The 22939-nt window shown below is 41.8% G+C and carries 24 protein-coding genes and 1 tRNA gene; 8 read left to right on the top strand and 17 right to left on the bottom strand.

Annotated features, from left to right (window positions below; all coding sequences use genetic code 11):
- The first annotated feature begins 4 nt into the window (after positions 1 to 4).
- The 3 genes from FAY33_RS01390 to sufU are packed head-to-tail and all read left to right on the top strand — an operon-like array spanning position 5 to position 2715.
- The gene (locus tag FAY33_RS01390; RefSeq protein WP_143318970.1) at positions 5 to 1093 is read left to right on the top strand and encodes a SufD family Fe-S cluster assembly protein; all 1089 of its coding nucleotides are present in this window, start codon (positions 5 to 7) and stop codon (positions 1091 to 1093) included.
- The gene (locus FAY33_RS01385) at positions 1074 to 2306 is read left to right on the top strand and encodes a cysteine desulfurase (RefSeq protein WP_143318969.1); all 1233 of its coding nucleotides are present in this window, start codon (positions 1074 to 1076) and stop codon (positions 2304 to 2306) included. The genes FAY33_RS01390 and FAY33_RS01385 overlap by 20 nt, the downstream gene beginning before the upstream one ends.
- Positions 2284 to 2715 carry a Fe-S cluster assembly sulfur transfer protein SufU gene (sufU, locus tag FAY33_RS01380; protein ID WP_143318968.1) on the top strand — a complete coding sequence of 144 codons (432 nt, stop codon included), beginning with the start codon at positions 2284 to 2286 and terminating at the stop codon, positions 2713 to 2715. Before FAY33_RS01385 ends, sufU begins: the two co-directional genes overlap by 23 nt.
- A 66-nt stretch (positions 2716 to 2781) precedes the next feature.
- On the opposite strand, the gene rpmF is transcribed toward sufU, so the two are convergent.
- The 4 genes from rpmF to FAY33_RS01360 form a co-directional block, all read right to left on the bottom strand.
- Positions 2782 to 2964: a 50S ribosomal protein L32 gene (gene rpmF, locus FAY33_RS01375; protein WP_143318967.1), complete on the bottom strand. Its 183-nt coding sequence runs from the start codon at positions 2962 to 2964 to the stop codon at positions 2782 to 2784.
- Between the two features lie 2 nt (positions 2965 to 2966).
- Positions 2967 to 3494 (bottom strand): DUF177 domain-containing protein, encoded by a 528-nt coding sequence (locus FAY33_RS01370; RefSeq protein ID WP_143318966.1) that lies wholly within the window; start codon positions 3492 to 3494, stop codon positions 2967 to 2969.
- Positions 3495 to 3605: 111 nt separating this feature from the next.
- A complete protein-coding gene (locus FAY33_RS01365) occupies positions 3606 to 4799 on the bottom strand; it encodes an acetate kinase (protein ID WP_143318965.1) in 1194 nt (397 codons plus the stop codon).
- A 21-nt stretch (positions 4800 to 4820) separates the two neighbouring features.
- A complete protein-coding gene (locus FAY33_RS01360) occupies positions 4821 to 5390 on the bottom strand; it encodes a phosphate propanoyltransferase (RefSeq protein WP_143318964.1) in 570 nt (189 codons plus the stop codon).
- Positions 5391 to 5550: 160 nt separating this feature from the next.
- Between FAY33_RS01360 and FAY33_RS01355 the strand changes: the two genes are divergently transcribed.
- Positions 5551 to 6813 carry a nucleotidyltransferase gene (locus tag FAY33_RS01355; protein WP_143318963.1) on the top strand — a complete coding sequence of 421 codons (1263 nt, stop codon included), beginning with the start codon at positions 5551 to 5553 and terminating at the stop codon, positions 6811 to 6813.
- Positions 6814 to 6833: 20 nt separating this feature from the next.
- Here FAY33_RS01355 and FAY33_RS01350 read toward each other — a convergent pair whose 3' ends face one another.
- The 9 genes from FAY33_RS01350 to FAY33_RS01310 are packed head-to-tail and all read right to left on the bottom strand — an operon-like array spanning position 6834 to position 15039.
- On the bottom strand, positions 6834 to 7178 hold the full coding sequence (locus FAY33_RS01350) for a phenylpyruvate tautomerase MIF-related protein (protein ID WP_143318962.1): 345 nt from the start codon (positions 7176 to 7178) through the stop codon (positions 6834 to 6836).
- Positions 7165 to 8358 carry an SAM-dependent methyltransferase gene (locus tag FAY33_RS01345; RefSeq protein WP_143318961.1) on the bottom strand — a complete coding sequence of 398 codons (1194 nt, stop codon included), beginning with the start codon at positions 8356 to 8358 and terminating at the stop codon, positions 7165 to 7167. Before FAY33_RS01345 ends, FAY33_RS01350 begins: the two co-directional genes overlap by 14 nt.
- A 23-nt stretch (positions 8359 to 8381) precedes the next feature.
- Positions 8382 to 9023: a histidine phosphatase family protein gene (locus FAY33_RS01340; RefSeq protein ID WP_143318960.1), complete on the bottom strand. Its 642-nt coding sequence runs from the start codon at positions 9021 to 9023 to the stop codon at positions 8382 to 8384.
- Positions 9024 to 9045: 22 nt separating this feature from the next.
- A complete protein-coding gene (locus FAY33_RS01335) occupies positions 9046 to 10410 on the bottom strand; it encodes a PFL family protein (protein ID WP_143318959.1) in 1365 nt (454 codons plus the stop codon).
- Positions 10411 to 10449: 39 nt separating this feature from the next.
- Positions 10450 to 10722 carry an ACT domain-containing protein gene (locus tag FAY33_RS01330; protein WP_143318958.1) on the bottom strand — a complete coding sequence of 91 codons (273 nt, stop codon included), beginning with the start codon at positions 10720 to 10722 and terminating at the stop codon, positions 10450 to 10452.
- Positions 10723 to 10738: 16 nt separating this feature from the next.
- Positions 10739 to 11536 (bottom strand): MBL fold metallo-hydrolase, encoded by a 798-nt coding sequence (locus FAY33_RS01325; RefSeq protein WP_143318957.1) that lies wholly within the window; start codon positions 11534 to 11536, stop codon positions 10739 to 10741.
- The gene (coaE, locus tag FAY33_RS01320; protein ID WP_143318956.1) at positions 11533 to 12126 is read right to left on the bottom strand and encodes a dephospho-CoA kinase; all 594 of its coding nucleotides are present in this window, start codon (positions 12124 to 12126) and stop codon (positions 11533 to 11535) included. Before coaE ends, FAY33_RS01325 begins: the two co-directional genes overlap by 4 nt.
- 16 nt (positions 12127 to 12142) lie before the next feature.
- Complete coding sequence (polA, locus tag FAY33_RS01315) at positions 12143 to 14680, bottom strand: DNA polymerase I (protein ID WP_143318955.1); 2538 nt, start codon at positions 14678 to 14680, stop codon at positions 12143 to 12145.
- A gap of 11 nt (positions 14681 to 14691) precedes the next feature.
- The gene (locus FAY33_RS01310) at positions 14692 to 15039 is read right to left on the bottom strand and encodes a zf-HC2 domain-containing protein (protein WP_143318954.1); all 348 of its coding nucleotides are present in this window, start codon (positions 15037 to 15039) and stop codon (positions 14692 to 14694) included.
- Positions 15040 to 15170: 131 nt separating this feature from the next.
- Here FAY33_RS01310 and FAY33_RS01305 point away from each other — a divergent pair.
- A tRNA-Leu gene (locus FAY33_RS01305) sits at positions 15171 to 15253 on the top strand.
- A gap of 403 nt (positions 15254 to 15656) precedes the next feature.
- Here FAY33_RS01305 and FAY33_RS01300 read toward each other — a convergent pair.
- Positions 15657 to 16298: a hypothetical protein gene (locus tag FAY33_RS01300; protein WP_143318953.1), complete on the bottom strand. Its 642-nt coding sequence runs from the start codon at positions 16296 to 16298 to the stop codon at positions 15657 to 15659.
- A 383-nt stretch (positions 16299 to 16681) separates the two neighbouring features.
- Complete coding sequence (locus FAY33_RS01295) at positions 16682 to 17227, bottom strand: GNAT family N-acetyltransferase (RefSeq protein WP_143318952.1); 546 nt, start codon at positions 17225 to 17227, stop codon at positions 16682 to 16684.
- Positions 17228 to 17459: 232 nt separating this feature from the next.
- Between FAY33_RS01295 and FAY33_RS01290 the strand changes: the two genes are divergently transcribed.
- Both FAY33_RS01290 and upp read left to right on the top strand, forming a co-directional pair.
- Positions 17460 to 18800 carry a uracil-xanthine permease family protein gene (locus tag FAY33_RS01290; RefSeq protein ID WP_143318951.1) on the top strand — a complete coding sequence of 447 codons (1341 nt, stop codon included), beginning with the start codon at positions 17460 to 17462 and terminating at the stop codon, positions 18798 to 18800.
- Between the two features lie 4 nt (positions 18801 to 18804).
- Positions 18805 to 19446 (top strand): uracil phosphoribosyltransferase, encoded by a 642-nt coding sequence (upp, locus tag FAY33_RS01285; protein ID WP_143318950.1) that lies wholly within the window; start codon positions 18805 to 18807, stop codon positions 19444 to 19446.
- Between the two features lie 62 nt (positions 19447 to 19508).
- Here the strand turns inward: upp and FAY33_RS01280 are convergent, their stop codons facing one another.
- Both FAY33_RS01280 and FAY33_RS01275 read right to left on the bottom strand, forming a co-directional pair.
- Complete coding sequence (locus FAY33_RS01280; RefSeq protein WP_143318949.1) at positions 19509 to 20204, bottom strand: UDP-N-acetylglucosamine pyrophosphorylase; 696 nt, start codon at positions 20202 to 20204, stop codon at positions 19509 to 19511.
- A 12-nt stretch (positions 20205 to 20216) separates the two neighbouring features.
- Complete coding sequence (locus FAY33_RS01275; RefSeq protein WP_143318948.1) at positions 20217 to 22271, bottom strand: DNA topoisomerase; 2055 nt, start codon at positions 22269 to 22271, stop codon at positions 20217 to 20219.
- 156 nt (positions 22272 to 22427) lie between these two features.
- Here FAY33_RS01275 and FAY33_RS01270 point away from each other — a divergent pair, with 156 nt between their 5' ends.
- Positions 22428 to 22907, top strand: a complete 480-nt coding sequence (locus FAY33_RS01270) for a YbaK/EbsC family protein (RefSeq protein ID WP_143318947.1) — start codon at positions 22428 to 22430, stop codon at positions 22905 to 22907.
- The last annotated feature ends 32 nt before the right edge of the window (positions 22908 to 22939 follow it).

The following is a 22939-nucleotide window of genomic DNA, read 5'->3' as shown; positions in this document are numbered from 1 at the left end:
GAACATGAATGAAAAGATAAACATACTGCCGGTTCCCACCTGGAACCGTACCGGAGTCAACTGGGCGGATGAAAAAGCCAATTTACCAGAGAACACATTTTTACCGGGAAAGAAAATCCCCTATAATGGAGAGGTCCCAGATGGCATCCATTGTGCAGATACCCTTTCGGAAGAATTATCAGCCATTGAAAGCGGTATGGGAGAATACTTTGACGGTTATCTCAAAGACAGGGCTGATAAAACCTGTTTTCTTACAATAGATAAAAAGGTAAAGAACTCTTTTGTTATGACTGAAATAATTGATCCTAAACGTCCGGTCAGCCGGACCCACATGAGCATTACGGCTGCAGAGGGCAGCCACTTAACTGTGGTTCAGATCAGCCGGGGTGATGCCCCAGACGGCGCTTACATGAACCTGACCCAGATTGATGCAAAAGCTGGTTCTTCTCTCCATCTTATACAGATACAGCTTTTAGGCAATCAGAGCCGCAGTTGGGAAGCGGTCGGTGCCAGAATCGGAGAAGGTGCACAAGTTAAGCTTACCCGTGCAGTTCTTGGAGGAAGTGTAGCCGCCTGTGGCTCCCTTGCCCTGTTAGAAGAACAAAAGGGAAACTATGAATTAAAGACCGCTTATTTCGGGCACCAGGAACAGTATCTGGATTTTAACGATATTGCCCGCCACATAGGCAGAGAAACCACCTGTGAGATGGATACTTCCGGTGTTCTGGCAGATGAAAGCAGCAAAATCCTGCGGGGAACCATTGATTTTTGCAGCGGAGCTTCCCACTCGGTTGGACATGAAAATGAAACTGTACTGCTTTTAAGCCCCAAAGCCCGCAACCGCACTGCTCCCCTTATCCTATGCGGTGAAGAACAGGTGGAAGGACAACACGCTGCCACCCTTGGCCGGTTTGATGAAAAACAGCTCTATTACCTCTGTTCCAGAGGACTGACACCTCTGGAAGCAAAACGTATGATGGTGGAAGCCAGGTTTGCTCCTGTCCTTGACATGGTTCCAGATAAAGCCTTAAAGGATGAAATTCTTGAATATATTGAAAGGAGGCTTAACAGCCATGAGAAATATCCGGAATGATTTTCCTATTCTGTCCATTACCGAAAACGGAAAGCCGTTGGTTTATCTGGATAATGCAGCAACAACCTCAAAGCCTCTGCCAGTCCTTGATGCCGTGGATGCTTACTACCGCAACGACAACGCCAATCCACACCGGGGTGTTTATGAACTGGCTGCCCGTGCAACCAAGGCACACGAAGACTCCCGCCTTGTGGTAGCAGAATTTTTACATGCTACACCAGAAGAAATTATTTTTACCCAAAATGCTACAGAAAGCTTAAATCTGGTTGCTTACAGTTATGGAATGGAGTTTTTGAAAGAAGGGGATGAAATCCTTTTATCTGTGGCTGAACATCACAGCAATCTGGTTCCCTGGCAGCGGGTTGCGAAGGTAACCGGTGCAAAACTGGTCTATCTCTACCCCGACGCCAATGGATTATTAACAGAAGAAGAATTAGATAAAAAGTTTACCAAAAATACAAAGCTTGTTGCAATTGGTCATGTTTCCAATGTTTTAGGTCTTGAGATTCCGGTCGCTTCCATCGTGAAAAAGGCAAGACTTGTCGGCGCTGTTGTTGTTTTAGACTGTGCCCAAAGTGTTCCCCATATGCCTGTGGACGTGAAAACTCTTGATGTTGATTTCGCTGCATTTTCCGCTCACAAATTGTATGCCCCTATGGGAGTTGGCGTTTTATATGGGAAAAAGAAATGGCTGGATCAGATGCCCCCTTTCTTAACAGGCGGGGATATGATTGGCAACGTCCATGAGCAGAATTCCACCTTTGCAGAAGTGCCAAGGCGTTTTGAAGCAGGGACAAGAAATGTAGGTGGAGAGGTTGGCCTTGCGGCTGCTATACAGTACTTAGACTCTATTGGGTGGGATTATATTAAGACCCACGAACAAAAGCTGATGTCCCAGGCATTAGAGGGGTTAAAATCCATTCCGCATGTGACCGTATACGGAGATCTCTCTCCCCAAAAAAGACATGGAGTCATTTCCTTCAATGTGGACGAAGTTCATCCTCATGACACAGCCACATTGCTGGATGCAGACGGGATTACCGTACGGGCTGGCCATCACTGTGCACAGCCTCTCATGGAATACTTAAAGATTAACGCATGTGTCCGGGTCAGCTTTGGAATTTATAATACAACAGACGATGTGGATGCATTTCTAAATAGTCTGAAGAATGTAAGGAGGTGGATGGGATTTGGATCTGAAAGCGCTATATAACCAGATAATTGTAGAAAATAGCCGTGCTACCCACAACCGGCACAAAGTGGAACACGCGACCTCTGTCTTAGAGGGTGTTAATCCAAGTTGCGGAGATGATATTACCATCGAATTGTATGTAGATAAGGGAATTATCAAAGACGCAGGCTTTACGGGAAGCGGTTGTGCCATCTCCCAGGCTTCTGCATCTATGATGGTTGATCTGGTCACAGGAAAGACCGTAGAGGACGCCAGAGAGCTTCTGGGCACCTTTTACGGCATGATAAAAGGTGAGATCACCGATGACAAACAACTGGAAGTTCTGGATGATATCGTTGCACTTCAAGGAATTTCACATATGCCAGGCAGAGTCAAGTGTGCAGTTCTTGCATGGCACACACTGGAAGAAGCTCTTGATAAAAATAAATAAATTACTGAAATGTAAAAAGGCTGTTACTCAGATATCTGAGTAACAGCCTTTTAATCCTTAAGAATATTAAGCTTCAACGCTGATGATTTCTTTCTTGTTATAAGAACCGCAAGCTTTGCATACTCTGTGAGGCATCATAAGCTCGCCGCATTTGCTGCACTTCACTAAGTTTGGAGCGCTCATCTTCCAGTTTGCTCTACGTTTGTCTCTTCTTGCTTTAGAAGATTTGTTCTTTGGACAGATAGACATGGTTACACCTCCTTAAACTGTTTAAAAATATCCTGGATAACTGCCATTCTAGGGTCTGTAGGCCTAATATCGCAGTCACAAGTCTCATGATTGAGATTTGTTCCACATCTATTACAAATCCCCTTACAGTCTTCACTGCAGAGAACCTTCATAGGCAGGTTCAGTATGAGTTCATCACAAACCAACTGGTCTACATCCAGATTATAACCATTAACATATGGTTGCTCTTCAAGATCCACTACACGTTCTTCCTCTGATTCATTCAAATCAATGGCACGAACAATATCGAACTCCAACTCAACTGGCACTGGTTCCAGGCAACGGGCACATGGAATTGCAAGAGTAAGACAGGCTTTCCCTTCAACTTCCAGTTTCTTGCCGCCCAGATTCATAATCCGTAAAACAACCGGTTTCGCAGCCGCTACTTCATAATCACCGTATGGCCCATGGTAAATCTTCATATCAATATCGGGTGTATAGGTTTTCTCTTTCCCATCAAGGGTAAACAACTCGGTTAAATTAATAAGCATATTAGTCTCCTAATACGCACCTATGTTATTATACATAGACGCGCACTATTTGTCAACAAAATATTTCCATATTTGATGCTGCATAACTAGGATGCACCATCATAGCCTGGATTATACCAGAGCTTTTGTCTCCCTTGCAATTGCAAGCTCTTCGTTTGTAGGAATGACGCAGACCTTAACCTTGGATTCCGGAGCGGAAATCATGTTGTTATCCCCTCTTTTGCCGTTTGCTTCCGCATCAATAGCAACTCCAAGATAGCCTAAGTATTCACAAACTTCTGCTCTGATCGGCATATCGTTCTCACCAACACCTGCCGTAAATGCGATGGCATCCACACCATTCATAGCTGCGGTGTACGCACCAATGTATTTTGCAACACGGTAAACGTAAGCGCTGATTGCATTATCTGCAAGATGGTTTCCTTCTGCCTGTGCCTTCTGAACATCACGGAAATCGCTTGAAATTCCGCCGGACATACCCAGAATACCAGATTTCTTATTCAGGATATCCATCACTTCGTTAACCGTTTTACCTTCTTTATCACAGATAAATTGGATCACAGCAGGATCAATATCACCACTTCTGGTTCCCATGATAAGTCCCTCTAATGGAGTAAGACCCATGCTGGTGTCCACGCATTTGCCTCCGATGGAAGCAGAGATGCTGGCTCCATTACCTAAATGGCATACAATTACTTTTGCATTCTTCTCATCTAATCCACAGAACTTAATGGTCTCTTTGGATACAAAGCTATGGCTTGTACCATGGAACCCATAACGACGGATGCTGTATTTCTCATAATACTCATTAGGAATTGCATACAAAGCCGCTTTCTCTGGCATACCCATACCAAAAGCAGTATCAAATACAGCTACATTTGGAACGCCAGGCATTGCAGCTTCACAAGCTTCGATTCCCATTAAGTTTGCCGGGTTATGAAGAGGTCCTAAATCAAAGCATTCACGAACTACTTTCTTAACATCTTCTGTTACTACGATAGAATCGCTGTAAATGGTTCCGGCATGAAGAACACGGTGTCCTACTGCAGAAATCTCGCTGGTATCTTTGATTACTCCGTATTCCGGCTCAACCAGAGCTTCCATAACAAGTTCAATCGCAATGGTGTGGTTGGGCATATCCTTCTCCACTACCTTCTCGCCTTTTCCCTCAGCCTTATGTGTCAGCTTTGAGCCCGGGATACCGATTCTTTCGCATAAACCTTTTGCTAATACTCCTTCATTCTCCATATCAATCAACTGATATTTTAATGAAGAACTTCCACAGTTAATAACTAATATTTTCATATGAACTAGTTTCTCCTTCGACTATTTAACAATTTCGCCGTACTGTTCTCTCCCGCATCCTGCTGCGTTAGATTCATCAGTATCAATGTGCATAGCAAGAGCGTAGGAGTCGCTTACACGAACTACTACATCTCCAAAAACAAGACTTCTGCCGTTTGTATCAATCTTAACAGATACAATCTCACCGTTTTTAACGCCAAGCTTCTCAGCATCTGCAGGAGTTGCATGGATATGACGTTTTGCTGCGATCACACCTTCTGTAATCTCAATCTCACCTGCAGGACCTACAATTTTGCAGGCACCGCTACCTGCAACATCGCCAGACTCTCTTACGGGTGCAGCAATCCCTACGGAACGGGCATCTGTCAGAGAAAGTTCTACCTGAGTTGACTTTCTGACCGGTCCTAAGATAGACACTCCCTTAAATTCACTTTTGGAACCAACAACGGTGACTCTTTCTTCACATGCAAACTGACCAGGCTGAGACAATTCTTTTTTCTTTGTCAGTTCATAACCCTTTCCAAATAAAATCTCAAGATGTTCTTGAGATAAATGTACATGACGAGCTGATGTTTCAACAATAAAATTCATGATTCCCTAATCTCCTGTTCTTTTCCTCAAAGATTTTTAATGACCCTCACTCTATTCTATGAGGATTCCTCAAAATTTTCAAGTGCAGAGTTGAAATAATTTGCATTTTTTACGAAACAATAGCATAATAGAGTATAAAACAGCAAAAAAGGACTAATTTATGACAAACATCAAACCTTTCTCTGCAGTGGGTATTATTGCAGAGTATAATCCATTTCACAATGGACATGCCTATCATATAAAAAAAGCCAAAGAACTGGCTCACGCTGAGTACTGCATCGTGGTCATGAGCGGGGATTTTGTGCAAAGAGGCGCCCCAGCCGTATATGACAAATACACACGGACCGCCATGGCTCTCTCCTGCGGTGCAGACCTGGTTATTGAGATGCCTTCCCTTTTTGCTACCAGCAGCGCAGAAGATTTTGCAGCCTGCGGAGTGGCTTTGCTTGACAAACTGGGAATTGCAGACACTCTGTGCTTTGGAAGTGAATGCGGTGACGTAATGAAGTTAAACAGGATCGCTTCCATACTGGAAGAAGAACCTCCGGAATACGTCCAGGCTCTTCGGCAGGAACTAAAAAAAGGAGCAAGCTTTCCAAAAGCCAGAAAAGAGGCTCTTGTTTCCTGCAACATTCTTGACCAGGAAGAAGCTTCCATCTTGTCTTCCCCCAATAATATACTAGGAATCGAATATTGTAAAGCCATAAAAAAACAGGGCAGCAATCTTTCCCCCCTTACAATTACACGAGAAGGAAGTTCTTATCACGATCCGGTTCTGGTTAATCATCAATTCAGTTCTGCAACCGGAATCCGGACATCGCTTAAGGAGCACCAAAACAAAGGAACTGAAAAAGATTCGGTTCTGCAGCACATTCCTGACTCTGTAAAGCATCTTGTCGAGAACGGATATCCCATATTCAGTGACGATTTCAGCCTTCTTTTAAATACGGCTCTTTTGACCCTTTCCAAGGCTGGAATTCCCTTTGAATCCTATGCGGACATTTCACAGGAACTGGCTTCCAGAATCGCCAGACAGCTTCCGGACTTTCTTCCATTTGATGAGAAAATAGCCGGTTTAAAGACCAGACAGTATACTTATACCAGAATCAGCAGGGGAATGCTCCACCTTATTTTAGGCATGACTTCAAACCAGGTTACATTAGCAAAAGAAGCGGGATATGCTCCCTATGCAAGAGTTTTAGGGTTTAAGCGTGCTTCCGCCGACATTCTTTCACAAATAAAAAAAAGAGGGAGCATCCCTCTGATTACAAAAACTGCACACGCAGAATCCGCACTTACAAATACCGGTGCTTCCATGCTCCTGCAGGACTTTTACTGCTCCCACATTTACCAGTCTGTACTGCAGAACAAGTATGGCATAAGCACCAAAAATGAATATACGCAATCCGTAGTCATCCTATAACGGCGGATTGTTTTTATAGGTTAAAAATTTGTGCCGTTCCAACCCCAGTGTTCTACTTCTTCATATTTAATATAAAGCTTATCCTGTGAGATTCCAAGGACTTCCCGGTAAATTCTGCTGATCTCTATGGTCAGACGATCATAATCCCGTTCTGAAGCACGGCCAAAAATTTTCACTTCAATGAAAGCCATCTTGGTATTATTCTTCCCTTTAAAATAGAGAGAACAGTTCTCTTCAAAATTAAGCATGAGCCAGTTTTCTGATTTGCCAGGTACCAGACTGATTGCCTGTCCCAGTTTTGTCTTTAATTCTTTTTTCTCTTCTTCCGACAAGGGTACATTTACTTTTGAATTAATAAAAGGCATCTCTTTCTTCTCCTTCCTGATTGGAAAGCAGGTCATACAAAGTCAGATTGCTTTGAAGTGCTTCCATGATTGCTTTGATTTCCTTCTGATTCTCCTTGTTTTGGCCTTGTTTCACTGCCCGGATCAGAATATTCTTCGGTGTATGTTCCATATCAATAAACTCCAGAATCTGAGTCCTGTATCCATTCTGTTCCAGAAGTTCTGCTCTCAAAGCATCTGTATACAATGCAGCCACGCGTTCTTTGATAAGACCATACTGGAATAGCGGTGCCATCAATGGATTCTTCATCTGTTTATTCAATTCATGCTGACAGCAGGGAACAGATAAAATCACAGAAGCGCCCCAGCGGACCGCCTTAAAAAGTGCATAATCAGTAGCTGTATCGCAGGCATGAAGGGTTACTACCATATCAACATGATCGACTCCTTCATAGGAGGCAATGTCCCCATGGTAAAAATCAAGTTTTTCATAACCATATTTTTCTCTCAGGCGGTTGCAGCCATCAATGACTGTCTGTTTTAAATCAAGTCCAATAATCCGGATAGAATATCCTTTTAGCTCATGAAGATAATAGTACATGGCAAAAGTCAGATATGACTTGCCGCAGCCAAAATCAATGATCACATTTTCCCGGTCTTTCGAAAGCCTCGGAAGAATATCTTCGATGTATTCAAGAAACCTGTTAATCTGCCGGAATTTATCATACCGGGATTTTACAATCTTTCCCTCTTCTGTCATAACCCCAAGATCAATGAGAAACGGAACCGCTTTTCCTTCTTTTAAAATATAGCTTTTCTGTCTGTTATGTTCTAAAACCAATGGAGCCGCTTCCATCTTTGACGGAGTCCGCTTCTCTTTTACACTCAGAGTCCCTTTTTTACTGACCAGAACCCTTACCTGCCCGTTTGCTGATTCCAGCTCCATCTGACGGAGTTTTCCGTCTAATAAATCTGCAAGATAAGAAGTACATTCAACAGCCGATAAATTCTTATGAAACGCCTGATTCCCCCACTGTTCTTCCGCCTGGAAAACCAGATTACCTTTTAAAAGAAGGGGGCGTATCTTCACCTTTATAATCTCCTGCTTCCCTGTAGGATTGCTGACTACAATCCGAATCAGATTCTCGTTCAGATAAGACTCTCCTATCTCAACCAGTTGTTTTCGTTCTGTCTGTTCCATTCAATCAAGCAATTCCTTTCCATTTAATTCTCTGCTTCTACCCAGCCTGCCCGCAAAAGCTTCGGATAAGCTTCTAAATGGGCATAATCGTTAAACCGTTCCACCAGGAAAGTTTCTGAGGCTTCCATGAAATGCAGTTCTGTAATAGAGCAGTTCTCCAGAGAGTTTCCAAGAATACGATAATCTTTCGGATCCATATGAAGAAGTGCAGCTACCACAGCACGGATCACTCCGCCATGAGTGACAACCGCCACATTCTGGTGTCCGCACTTCACAATGTCTTTCAAAACAGGCATTGCCCTTTTTATTACATCAGCTGCACATTCCCCGCCGGGATAGGGCAGGTCCCGTTCCATCCTTGCCTGCTCTTTCTTAAATTCACGAAAGGTCACCGCAATATCCTGATCCGTCATTCCCTCCATGTCCCCAAAGGATATCTCCCGTAATTCCGGTCTGATCATGTGAGGAACTTTCCAGTAACGGTTTGCCTCCTTGGCAGTCTGTACTGCCCGGATTAAATCGCTGGAATAAACTGCATCAATGTGTTTATTTAAAAGTCTTTCTCCAAGCATTCCTGCCTGGAGAAAACCTTCTTCTGCCAAACCTGCATTTACGTTGCAAAGCTTGCTTGACTGCCGTCCATGACGGATCAGATAGATAGTCATACAATTCCCCTCGATAGATGAGTTAGTTTTTAAAGCTGTGAATTGGAGCCGGAATTCTTCCGCCTCTGTTAACAAACTTCTCACAGGAAAATTTGTTAACAGGCATAACCGGAGCATATCCCAAAAGTCCGCCAAATTCTACAGTCTCTCCAACACTTTTCCCAATAACAGGAATGATGCGGACAGCAGTTGTCTTCTGATTAATCATACCAATGGCTGATTCATCAGCAATAATTCCGGAAATGGTAGTAGCCGGAGTGTCCCCTGGAATCGCAATCATATCAAGACCTACAGAACAAACACAGGTCATGGCTTCCAGCTTTTCCAATGTAAGAGCACCTAAAGAAACTGCATCAATCATTCCCTGATCTTCACTGACCGGAATAAATGCACCGCTTAATCCGCCTACATAGGAGGAGGCCATAACGCCGCCTTTTTTGACCTGATCATTTAAAAGTGCAAGTGCTGCTGTGGTTCCTGGGGCACCGACCCGCTCCAGACCGATCTCTTCTAAAATTTCAGCTACACTGTCACCAACTGCCGGAGTAGGAGCAAGAGACAGATCTATAATTCCAAATGGAATATCCAACCGCTTAGAAGCCTCCTGAGCCACTAACTGTCCCACACGGGTGATCTTAAATGCAGTCTTTTTAATTGTCTCACAGAGAACTTCAAAGTCTTTTCCTCTGGCAGATTCAATGGCAGTCTTTACCACACCAGGACCGCTGACACCTACGTTAATGATGGCATCTGCTTCTGTCACACCGTGGAATGCACCTGCCATAAATGGATTATCATCTGGAGCATTGCAGAAGACAACCAGTTTTGCACAGCCAAGGGAATCATTATCTTTTGTCTCTTCGGCTGTCTCCAGCACAATCCTGCCCATAAGAGCAACCGCATCCATGTTAATACCTGTTCTGGTGGAACCAAGGTTAACGGAACTGCATACCCGGTCCGTACATGCAAGTGCTTTTGGTATGGAACGGATCAGATTCTCATCTGCTGTTGTCATGCCTTTGCTTACGAGAGCAGAATAACCGCCGATAAAGTTTACCCCTACCTCTTTTGCTGCCCGGTCCAGTGTTTTGGCGATTGTGACAAAATCTTGCGGCTTCTTGCAGGCAGAACCACCTACCATGGCAATTGGAGTCACAGAGATTCTCTTATTTACAATGGGAATAGCAAAATCTTTTTCAATTTCTTTTCCCACGGAAACAAGGTTCTTGGCGGTTGTGGTAATCTTGTTATAGATTTTTTCATTGACAGCATCCAAATCGCTGTCGCAGCAGTCAAGAAGACTGATTCCCATAGTAATGGTCCGCACGTCCAGCAGTTCCTGTTCAATCATTTTATTGGTTTCATTTACTTCAAACATATTTAACATATCGGGAATCCATCCTTTTCTAAAAGCATTTTGTCATCATCAGATCCGGTGCATCTTTGTGAAAATTTCTTCTCTCTGGCATTTTACTTTTACGCCGATCTCGTCACCAAGCTGTGCTAATTCATCTGATAACTCTCCAAACTGTTTTACAGAATCATCCATGTCCACAATCATCATCATATTAAAGAATCCCTGAACAATTGTCTGTGAAATGTCCAGAATATTCACCCGGTTATCAGCCAGGTATGTACAGATTTTTGCAATAATCCCAACGGTGTCTTTTCCAACTACTGTAATAATTGTCTTATTCATAATGCTCTCCTCTTTGTTATATAGTGATAATCTCAGACATCTGATCTCTTTTTGCAACTGCAATGGAAAAATCAGAAGCCTGAAATGGGGTATCTCCTTCTGTAATTTCAAGCTTTACTGTTTCATAAGCAAGTTGTTCATAATTATTTTCCTTGCTTAAATGCCCTAATAAAATCCGCTTTAAATTCTCATGAAGTACGCAGCATAACAATCTGCCTGCATTTTCGTTGGAAAGGTGACCATGATCTCCAAGAATACGGCGTTTTAAATAGTAAGGATAGGGACCTGCCTGCAGCATGTTTACATCATGATTCGCCTCTAAAAGAAGGGCATCCAGCCCTTGCAGGTGCTCAATAATGTACTGGTCATAATGTCCCATATCCGTAGCAACAGCCACTGCCTTATCACCATGCTGTACCCGGTAAGCAACCGGATTGGCTGCGTCATGGTCAATGGAAAAAGGCTTAACATCCAAGTCTCCTACGGAAAAATCCACATCAGGCTTAATGGGGCAAAAAAGTTCCTGGGGATATTCTCCAAGATTTTTCTGTTTGGATATCTCATCTAAGGTCTCTTTTGTTCCGTAGATGGGAACGCCATGCTTTCTGGCTAAAACCCCTAATCCCTTGGTATGATCGGAATGTTCATGGGTAATAACGATTCCAGCCAGTTCATTTCCCTTTATACCGATATCATTTAATCCCTGTTCAATCCGCTTATTGCTGATTCCTGCATCTACCAGGATATGGGTGGTATCAGACCCCACATAAATGCAATTACCACTACTTCCGCTTGCAATACTTACCAGTCTCATAATTCCTTCTGTCCCCTGTTTTTCAATATTTCCGCAAGTTGATTCCTCACTTCTTCCATGGAACCATCATTTTTAATAACCCTGTCACAACGTGCCAGATATTCTGCTTCGGTTGCCTGGCCAGCTATAATGCGTTTGGAATGTTCTATTTTATAACCCCTGTTTTCTAAAAGACGGTGGACCCGTGTCTGCTCAGAAGCATGGACATACCACATTTCGTCATAATCCAGATCCTCCCTTTCACCCATAATTGCAAATTCTACCACAATAAGGTCTGATTGGGAAGAAGAAATTTTGTCCTTTATGAATTTCCACACAAGAGGATGAATCCGGTCGTCTACAATTTTGCGTATCCGCTCATCCCGAAAGATACATTCAGACAGAATCTGACGGTCAATGGTTCCATCTTTTTTTAAGATGCTGTTCCCCAAGACCTTTACCACCGCTTCATAGCCTCCCCTGCCTGGCTTCATCAAGTCATGGGCAACTTCATCCGCTTTGATTACTTCTGCTGCATATTCTGTTTTTAATATAGAAAGAACCAGGCTTTTTCCTGCCCCAATTCCTCCTGTTAATCCAATTACTCTCATTCATTCCACCGGTTCCTTATTTTGCGTCAAACCAGGACTTTCCTACATTTGCTTCCACTTCAAGGGATACATCCAAATCTGCCGCATGTTTCATCTCTTCTGTTAAAAGTTTTTTTACCTGATCCAGTTCATCGATATAAGTCTCTATTAAAAGCTCATCATGCACCTGAAGGACAATCCGGGATTTCAGTCCCTGTTTTTTCAAAGCCCTGTCTACCCGTATCATGGCAATCTTCATGATATCTGCCGCTGTTCCCTGTATAGGAGAATTCATCGCTGCCCGTTCTCCAAAAGACCGTTGCATAAAATTCGATGATTTTAATTCTGGAACGGGACGTCGTCTGCCAAACATGCTGACAGCATAACCGTGTTCCTTGGCATCTTTGACCAGTCCGTCTAAGAAGGATTTAACGCCTGGATAAGTTTCAAAATACTTCTCAATGTATTCCGATGCTTCCTTTCTTGTAATGCTGAGTCCCTCGCTTAAACCAAAAGAACTGATTCCATATACGATTCCAAAGTTTACTGCCTTGGCATTTCTTCTCTGCAGGGAGGTTACCTGATCAAGAGGAACGTGGAATACCTCAGAAGCTGTGATTGCATGAATATCTTCTGCCTGTCGGTACGCTCCAATCAAGCGCTGATCCCCTGACATATGCGCCAGGACCCTCAGTTCAATCTGGGAATAGTCTGCATCCACAAAAACACAACCTTCCTTTGGCACAAATACCTTTCGAATCTCTCTTCCAAGCTCTACTTTTACAGGAATATTCTGCAGATTCGGTTCTGTACTGCTGATTCTTCCTGTAGCCGTAATTGTCTGATTAAAGGTTCCGTGAATCCGCTCGTCCGGCCCGATATAAGCTGCCAGACCATCCGCATAAGTGGAATTTAATTTTGTCAATTGCCGATAATCCAGTATGAGACTGACAACCGGATAATCCGAGGCCAGTTTTTCCAGCACATCAGCAGCCGTAGAGTAACCGGTCTTTGTCTTTTTTCCACCTGGAATCTTCATATGCTCAAATAGAACTTCCCCTAACTGCTTTGGAGAATTAATATTAAAAGTTTCTCCTGTTTCTTCGTGGATTTTCTGTTCCAGTTCCGCAATTTTTACCTTTAACCGGTCTCCGTATTCTTTTAACTGGCCACGTTCCACCTTAATTCCTACGGATTCCATGGAAAACAGGCTGTAAATCAAGGGAAGTTCGATTTCATAATACAATGTTTCCATGTCTGTCTCTTTTAAAGCCTGACGAAGACGTTGTCCGCATTCATATGCCACATAAGACATGGAACAAACACAGGCAGCGGCTTGATCCCTGTTTTCCTCCAATCCACGGCGTATAGTGCTTTTACCAATTAAATCAGTCTTTGAAGGAAGAGCTTTTCCCATATAGTCCATGGCAAGTTCCTGATAACTGTAAGAATCATTTAACGGGCTGAGAAGATATGCTGCAACTCCTGCATCAAACACCTGACTTTCCTCATCAAGATGTAAAAAAGGAAGCTGGCTTTTTAAATCCAGCACCGTAACATGTCCTGATTTGTTGCAGAGTTCCTCTGCTTTTCCAGCAAGATATTCCCCTGTCATAAATCCTTCTGGAACCACACAGTAGCACTCTGTTTCTCCAAAACATAGAGACAGGGCTGATATGGCTTTGTCTTCAATTACAAGCTGTAATCCAATTCTATCTGCATCCAGACTTCTGGAAAACAATTCCTCCGCCTGAGTTAAGTCCGTAACCACTTTATCACCAGGAAATTCTGATGTCACCTGTTCTTCCTCTGGAAAATCCGATGGCACAAACTCCATGTCCATGATGTTTCTGATCTCTGTTTCTAAAACCGATTGGGAATAATCCAGTTCAATATCACAATCTCTGGAAAGAGAATAGGTTTTTTCTTCCTGCTTTACTTCACTTTCACATTGTTTCAGTATTTCTTTTACCCTAACAGAATCCACAGATTCTATCTGATCATAAAGATTAGAAACATTTCCAAATTCTTTTATGAGACGTGCTGCACTTCTCTTACCAATCCCCTCTGCCGTGCAGAGAGCGAACATTCCTTTTAATTGTTCCGGTTCCAGACCATATTTTTCTTGCACCGCATCCAGGGTGTAATCTTTTAAAATAAGTCCTTCTTCTCCCATGTCTGCCATTCGGACTGTTACATGATCTTCCACTGTCTGCAAGAGTTTTTTGTCTGCTGACAGAATCACGATATCTTCCTCTTCTTTGCGCTTTGCAGCCAGGGTGGACAATAGATCGCATGCACGTGCATCATCTTTTAAAAGAAGTGATGCCCCAAAGGGACCACTTTGTTCTTTCAGAAGTTTTTGCTGCTCTTTCAGTTCTTTAAGAACTGTCACTCCATTTTCACATTCTTCTGATTCAGCAGAAAAAGCAATAGCCAGATAATCCGCACCTTTCTGATCCAGAATCTCCTTTATAAGACTGCAAACCCCATCTGCAGCATTGACCGGAAGACCATAAAAGGCTTCCCTCAACATACTGTCTCCATCTATTAATACGATTCGTTTTCTGCTCATCTGTTCTCCTATCATAGTAAGCCCTGCTGCATCCATATTCTGCACTGCAAAAGAATGGTTACAATCAATGCCATAATGCTCAAAGTAGTCACCGCATACCGAATCACCTTAATCAGCCTGATTGCCTGTATTCTCTGCCTGGACTGTTCAATTGCTGCTTCTAATGCACCTTTAATGTTATAATTCCCAGTTTCGGAGTCTAATTGTCTGATTCCCACTTCCACGGTAAAATAAGTTTCCAGTTCATCCCGGCATCCTGGACAGGATTCCATATGTGCCAAAAATTCTGTCAGTTCTTCATCTGTAAGTTCATTTCTGATGTATGGCATGACAAGACTTTCTGCTTCTTTGCAAGTCATCGTTCAGACACCTCCTTAAGAATTCCTTTTTCTATCATACAATATATTCTGCCTATTTTCAATTTAATAATCTCAAAAAATACTTGCCAAATGGAAAATCCTGTGTTAGAATTATGAACGTTGCAGACAAAGCCGGCATGTCGGAATGGCAGACGAGGCGGACTCAAAATCCGTTGATGGCAACATCGTGTGGGTTCAAGTCCCACTGCCGGCACTATTTGTAAACCCTGGTGAATACAAGATTTTCTTGTAAACACTGGGGTTTTTCTTATTATAGTTTGTATAAAAAAGCAGTCTTTTCAATCGGTGCCATCGTATTAGCCATCTTCTCTTAATCAATAATGCCAGATAGTACAGTATTTAATTCAATAGATAACCCAGTTTTAAAATCATGAGGGTTTGTCAAAAGAAACTGATGCTTTCGTATCTACCATATCAAAAAGTTCTCGGTTAACATTATATGTAGTTCCTACATTAGGAGTAGATGACGAGTGATTACCCATAGAAATCCACTTTTTTGCGTTGTTCTGCTTACCATTTCAAACTCAAATCACAATTAAGTGGTAAAAGAAAAAACGTCCGGTTAAAAGCGTTCTTTCTTTATAGTAATTAAATTCTCAACTTTTAAGTTTCATTGATTCATGCTGTTTTTGTTTGATTGCGTGCCAGACCTCTTCACCTATATCTCTCAAATCCTCAACATTCGAACCCGAATGTCCATTATAGATAAATTGTAAAGCTCTATAATCTTCACCTTGAAGAATCAAAAAGCCTACGTTAAAATCAGATTCTGAAAAATCGTATCTATAATCATGAGAAGAAAGTAACCACTGTGAGAATACATAATATCGGTATCCTTCATTATCAACCTCACATATTTTTGACAATGCCTTATTGCCTAATTGGTTTTTTTCATTATTTATGTTTCCGTAAACATATAAACCTTCATTATACAGATTCAGTGTCTCATCATCAATTCCTTCTATTTTAACTTTTGCAATTACATAGGGTATATAAGAATTATTTACATCTGACTTTTCCTGATACAGTTGGCATGATGAAAATTGAAGTGTATGTCCCATGTATTCCATATCATAAGGCAAAGACTCCAAGGTAAATATCACTCTCTTATCACCTTCAGAAATTCTAACATCGTTCTTAGTTTCATCATTATTTTGCACTTCCCGCCCGTCTTTTGAACAACCAGATATAAAGATGAATCCAAGAGCTAAAACCATTGTTAAAAGGTACCTTTTCATAGTACACCCCCTATTCGTATATATGAAACATACCATATTCTATAACAATATTCAAGAAAAGAACAGGGGGTTTTCTGCTCTTTTAGCACTATAAACTGACTGATTATTTTACTGGCTTAATAGACCATTCTCTGCTTGAATTTATTTCAAAAAAACCACCTTTTGATATTCCTCCTCTTCTTCAGTTGCTTTAAACTCTATTAAATCTTTTGGCCGCATATCCAATATTAGACATATCCGGTTAATTCCATAATGCACGAAGTCTAAATTTCCTTATAGTTACGGTGTTGTTTTCGGATTCAAGTACCACTGTCAGCACTATTTATAAACCCTGGTTGATACAAGAACTCCTTATATTAACCAAGGTTTTGCTGCTAACAAAACTACGAATTTATATTCTCCTTTTCATTCAGCCTTCCATAGATAAAAGTGTCTTTCCAAATTGGCTGTCCGTCTTTATCTTTTCTGAAATACACATTTTTCTTCAAGTGCCCTTCCCGAACAAATCCCATTCTCTCCAATAATCCCCATGAATTTTGATTGATCGGATCACAGTTAGCGTAAATTCTATGAATTCCCTTTTGAAATTCTAATTCAATAAGTTTTTCGCAGCTTTCCTGGGCATATCCTTTTTTCCAATACTGTTCGTTAAAAACAAATCCTATTTCCAGTGAATTAAAATCACTTTTACCCAGATACACATTACCAATCATCTTGTTTATGGATTTCAATTCTACTGCAATCATTTCATCCGTTGAAATCCTCCATTTCAAACTATTTTCCGTTTCTTTCATGGTCTTTGGCGTGTAAGGTTCAAATTCTACCACTCTAGGATTTGACAAGTATTCAAATAAATCCTGTAAATCATCTTCTTGATACCTTCTCAAAGTTAATCTGTCCGTCTCTGCTATGATTTTTTTGTTATCCATTATAATCCCTCACTTTTGTTCTAATTTTATAATACAGAAAAACTTTATAAGTATCAATCATATAATCAATTTATTATTCCTTCATTTTTCTTATTTCCCCTAAAAAGTTAATAAAACCAAAAGTTCCCCCACTGCTTTTTCTATTATATGAGACAAAATAGGAAAAATAGTTGCCATTTCCTCCTTTCTTTGATAAAATAGGACGGAAAATATAAAGAAATGGAGTCAAAAAATGAGTAATCATGCTAAACTCACAACTCGAGATTATCTGCTCAGCATCCAGCATCTGTTCGCCATGTTCGGCGCAACCGTACTGGTTCCTTTACTGACAGGTCTCAACCCATCGCTGGCACTTTTTTCTGCAGGCGTTGGTACCTTAATATTCCACTGCTGTACTAAATTTAAGGTTCCTGTGTTTCTTGGTTCTTCCTTTGCATTCCTGGCTGCGGTTACTACCATTATCCGCCCGGAAGGAACCGTGATCCCAGAGAACATACCTTTAGCACAGGGTGGAATTATTTTTGCCGGTTTTGTCTATCTTCTATTTGCAATTCTTGTTTTTATCATTGGTTCAGACAAGATTAGAAAGGTATTCCCTCCGGTGGTGACTGGTCCAGTCATCGTAGTAATCGGCATTAACCTGGCAAGTACCGCAATCAATGATGCTACCGGCAATTTAAGTCTTGCCGATGGTTTGACTCCAACCATTGCGTTAAACCTGGGAATCGCACTTTTTACCCTGTTCGTGGTAATCCTATGCTCGATCTTTGCCCGTGGCTTTTTTAAACTTGTCCCTATTCTCATAGGAATAGCGGCAGGCTATTTGTTGTGCGTAATTTTAGGTGCAGCAGGCGTATTCCATATGGACTATTCTCCTATTACCTCAGCAGCATGGATCAACATTCCCTATGTCACAAAGGACTTAAACGGTGTTGCATTCATGACGGTTCCAAAGTTCAGTCTTGGGGCAATTCTTTCCATCGCTCCCATTGCATGCGTTACCTTTATGGAACACATCGGAGACATTACAACGAACGGAACCGTAGTTGGAAAAGACTTCTTTAAGGACCCAGGTCTTCACCGCACACTTTTAGGAGATGGTATTGCAACCTTATTCGCAGGATTTGTGGGTGCCCCTGCCAATACCACCTATGCGGAAAACACCGGTGTTCTGGCAACCACAAAAAACTACAATCCCAGATTATTACGGCTGACTGCAGTTTTCGCTATTATCCTTGGACTGTTTGGAAAAATGGGAGCCATACTCCAGACAATTCCAGGCCCGGTAAAGGGCGGCGTTGAAATCATGCTTTTCGGAATGATTGCCGCAGTGGGTATCCGTTCTCTGGCAGAAGCGAATCTTGACTTCACACATAGCAGAAATCTCTCTATTGTAGGGCTGATTCTTGTGTTTGGTCTTGGTTTCGGACAGATTGGCGGTTTGAATGCGGAAATAGGTTCCGTTACCTTAAACATTTCAGGTCTCTTCATTGCAGTTGTTGTAGGTGTCTTTATGAACCTGATACTGCCAGAAAGCCCTGATTCAACAAGAGATTCAAGAAAGGATAAATAACATTATGGATTTTTCTACAGACAATATAACCGTTTTTACTCACCCTCTGATTCAGCACAAGATTTCTATTTTAAGAAATAAGAATACAGGAACCAACGAGTTCCGTGCCCTGATTGAAGAAATCGCCATGCTAATGGGTTTTGAGGCATTAAGAGATCTTCCGTTGCAGGATGTGGAAGTAGAAACACCTCTTGAAACCTGTATGACTCCTATGATTGCAGGAAAAAAGATGGCAATTGTACCAATCCTGCGTGCAGGTCTTGGTATGGTTAATGGAATTTTAGCTCTCGTTCCTTCTGCAAAAGTGGGACATATCGGTCTGTACCGGGATGAAGTGACACATCAGCCTCACGAATATTACTGCAAGCTGCCAAATCCTATTGAACAGAGAACCATTGTTGTTACAGACCCTATGCTGGCAACCGGTGGATCTGCTGTGGCTGCTGTTGACTTTATCAAACAGCATGGTGGAAAACACATTAAATTCATGGCTATCATTGCAGCACCAGAGGGCTTAAAGAAGCTTCACGAAGCACATCCGGACATCCAGATCTATGTAGGACATTTAGACCGTCAGTTAAATGAAAATGCTTATATCTGTCCTGGTCTTGGAGATGCAGGAGACCGTATTTTCGGAACAAGATAAATTGGTATTAAAAAAAGAGCTGTTTCACAATGAAACAGCTCTTTTTTTAATACTTCGTTTTATTATGAATTCTGCACTTCTTCTACTGCCTTTTTCTCAACCACTTCACCCTGATTCTTATAAATGGTATTGGCATCAATACAGCCTCTTACGGAAGACAGAGGATAAACATTGGATTTTGGTCCAATAACAGTACCTGGGTTTAAAACTGCTCCGCAGCCAACCTCTGTGAAGTCTCCGATAATTGCACCAAATTTCTTCAGCCCTGTCTCAATCTCACCCTCTTCTGCATGAACGGTAACCAGAGATTTATCTGCCTTAACGTTTGATGCGATAGAGGAAGCACCCATATGTGACTTGTATCCTAAAATAGAATCTCCCACATAATTAAAATGAGGAACCTGAACACCATCAAACAGAATAGAATTCTTAATTTCGGAAGAATTACCTATAACAGCACCCTCTCCGATAATCGCATTTCCTCTGATAAAAGCACAATGACGAACCTGAGCACCTTTGCAGATAATTACATGCTCACCAAGACATGCTGTGGGGGGCAGATTGATGGATTTGTGAATCCAGACAGCTTTTCCAACATGAACGTATTCATCTTTTGGAAGACGTTCTCCTAAAGAAACGATAAATTCGCTGATTTTAGGAAGAATCTCCCACGGATATGTGGTCTGCTCAAATAATAATTTTGCAATCGTATGATTTGTATCAAATAAATCCTGGTTTGTCATGTCTTCTTTTTTCATTCTTATAATCTCCTATTTCTGTTTTTTATAATTAGCTGCCGCGGCATCAAACACACTGCGAAGATCGTAGTGGTTATTGAGCCTTAACACTCCTGTAGTGCGCCCGGCAACAAAATTCTCTAGTTTCTGCATGTATTCCTCAGGAGTAATGGAACCTTCTGATACATAGGTAAGGCCTTTTTCCCAACTGGCTGTAAGCTCTGGATTTAATAACTGCCTGATGGAGGCATTGACCACATCATAAATCAACTCGCCAAGTAAAGTCGGAACAATGACCTGGGTCTTCGTATTCAAAGAAAGATACTTGATATGGAACAGCTTTTTCAATATCTCGGCTCTTGTTGCACTGGTGCCTATCCCGCTTCCTTTAATCTGAGCCCGCAGTTCTTCATCTTCAATTAACTGCCCTGCATTCTCCATGGCAAGAATCATGGAACCAGATGTATAACGTTTGGGAGGTGATGTCTCTCCTTCTTTGATCGTCAGCGAAGAGATTGGAATCTTCATCCCTTTTTTTAATGTTCCAAGCATGGCTATAAAAGCCGGATTATCCATGTTTTTCTGAGGAGAATCGGAACGGGTTTCCTCCGTGCCGTTCTCTTCCAAAGAAGAGGGTTTCTTTTCATCCGAATTTTTTTTCTTTCCTCCGGAAACGTCTGCAATCTTTAAGTATCCAGGCTCCAGCATAACACGGAAGTTGGCAAAAAAATGTTCTCTATCTGCCATCAGTTCAAGGGCATATTTCTGATAAACCGCCGGCGGATAAAAAACGCTTAGAAATCTCCTTGTTATTACTTCATAAATCTTGGATGACAAAGAAGACAATCCTCTTAAAGCCCCAAGACCCTGACCCGTAGGCACAATGGCATAGTGATCTGTGATCTGTTTGTCATTGACATATCTGGTCTTTTCAATGGTCTTATAAGATCCGGTACTGAGAATCTCCTCAGCCGCTGCTGCTAAAGGTTCATATCCTTTTAGTCCGCCAATATTTTTATGAATCTCTTTTGCAACTGCCGATGAAAGAACTCTGGCATCGGTTCTTGGATAAGTAACCATCTTCTTCTCATAAAGTTCCTGAACAACCTTCAGGGTCTCATCCGGACTGATCTTAAACATTTTGGAACAATCATTCTGCAGCTCTGCCAGATTATATAGAAGAGGTGGATTCTTGGTTTCCTTTTTCTTTTCAATGGAAACAACCGCTGCTTCCATGGGATCAAGAACAGAAAGGGCTTGAATCAACTCTTCTGCATGCTTGCGTTCCTTAAAACCATTTTCCTTGTAAAGATACGGAGATTCAAAATACCGGGATCCATGAGCACTTTTCCACTCTCCTTCAAAGTCCATATCATCTTTTATGAAAGTTCCCATAACTCTGTAAAATGGAGTTTTTACAAAGTTCCGAACTTCCCTCTCCCTGCGTATTACCATACCCATAACACAGGTCATGACCCGGCCTACAGATACCACTGTATTCTTTCCGGTTCTTAAATAATTGGAAATATGCTGTCCATACCTTAGTGTAAGCAATCGGGAAAAATTAATTCCCATCAGATAATCCTCTTTTGCACGAAGATAGGCAGACGCAGAAAGATTGTCATATTCAGATTCATCCTTTGCTTCCCTGATTCCTCTTAATATCTCATCTTCTGTCTGGGAATCAATCCACACACGCTTTTGACGCTTGTCTTTTACTCCCGCCAACTGGGCAACAAGACGGTATATGTATTCTCCTTCCCGTCCTGAGTCAGTGCAAACATAAATCGTATCCACATCCGGGCGGTTAAGCAGACTGCTTACGATCTTATATTGTTTTTCAGCACTGGGGATTACCTCATACTTAAACTCTTTTGGAAGGAAAGGAAGTGTGGACAGACTCCATCGCTTAAACTTTGGATCATAGCGTTCCGGATAACTCATGGTTACCAGATGTCCTACGCACCAGGTTATAATAACCTGATCCGATTCTATGTACCCGTCGCTGCGCCTTCCCTTTACTTTTAAAGCATTGGCAAACTCCTGCGCTACACTTGGTTTTTCTGCAATGTATAACGATTTCGACATATATCTCTCCACTGCTTTATAATAGTAACCCGTCTAGTATATCATTAAAACTTATGAATAGCAATTATTTGACCTTTAAAACTAATTATATCATTGAAAAATGGGAATATCAATGGTACAATGGTAAACAATTTTACGAAGAGGAGTGTAGAAACCATGTCAATACAAAAGGTAAAAGAATACTTAAAAGACTACGGCAGGGACTGTCAGGTACAGGAATTTCCTGTTTCCAGTGCAACGGTAGAGTTAGCGGCAAAGGCACTGAACGTATCCCCGGCTCACATTGCGAAAACTCTTTCTTTTCATAAAAACGACGAAGAGGGCTGTATTCTGATTGTAACTGCAGGTGATGCAAAGATTGACAATGCAAAATTTAAAAAGAAATTCGGTTTTAAAGCAAAGATGCTTGCTCCTGATGAAGTAGTTTCCCTAACAGGACACGAAATCGGCGGGGTCTGTCCATTTGCCAATCCAAAACAGGCAACCACTTATTTAGACGTTTCCCTGCAGAGATTTGAATCTGTCTACCCTGCAGCAGGAAGTTCCAATTCTGCAATTCAGTTATCCTGCGAGGAACTGCTGATGCTTTCTAATGCGGTAGAATGGATTGACGTCTGTAAAATTCCGGAAGCATAATCCCTGTTTTTCACCTGAGCAAAAGGAGGAAA

Source organism: Clostridium sp. HBUAS56010 (assembly GCF_007115105.1).
Lineage (GTDB): Bacteria > Bacillota > Clostridia > Lachnospirales > Lachnospiraceae > Lacrimispora.
This window is presented reverse-complemented; position numbering and strand designations above follow the sequence as displayed.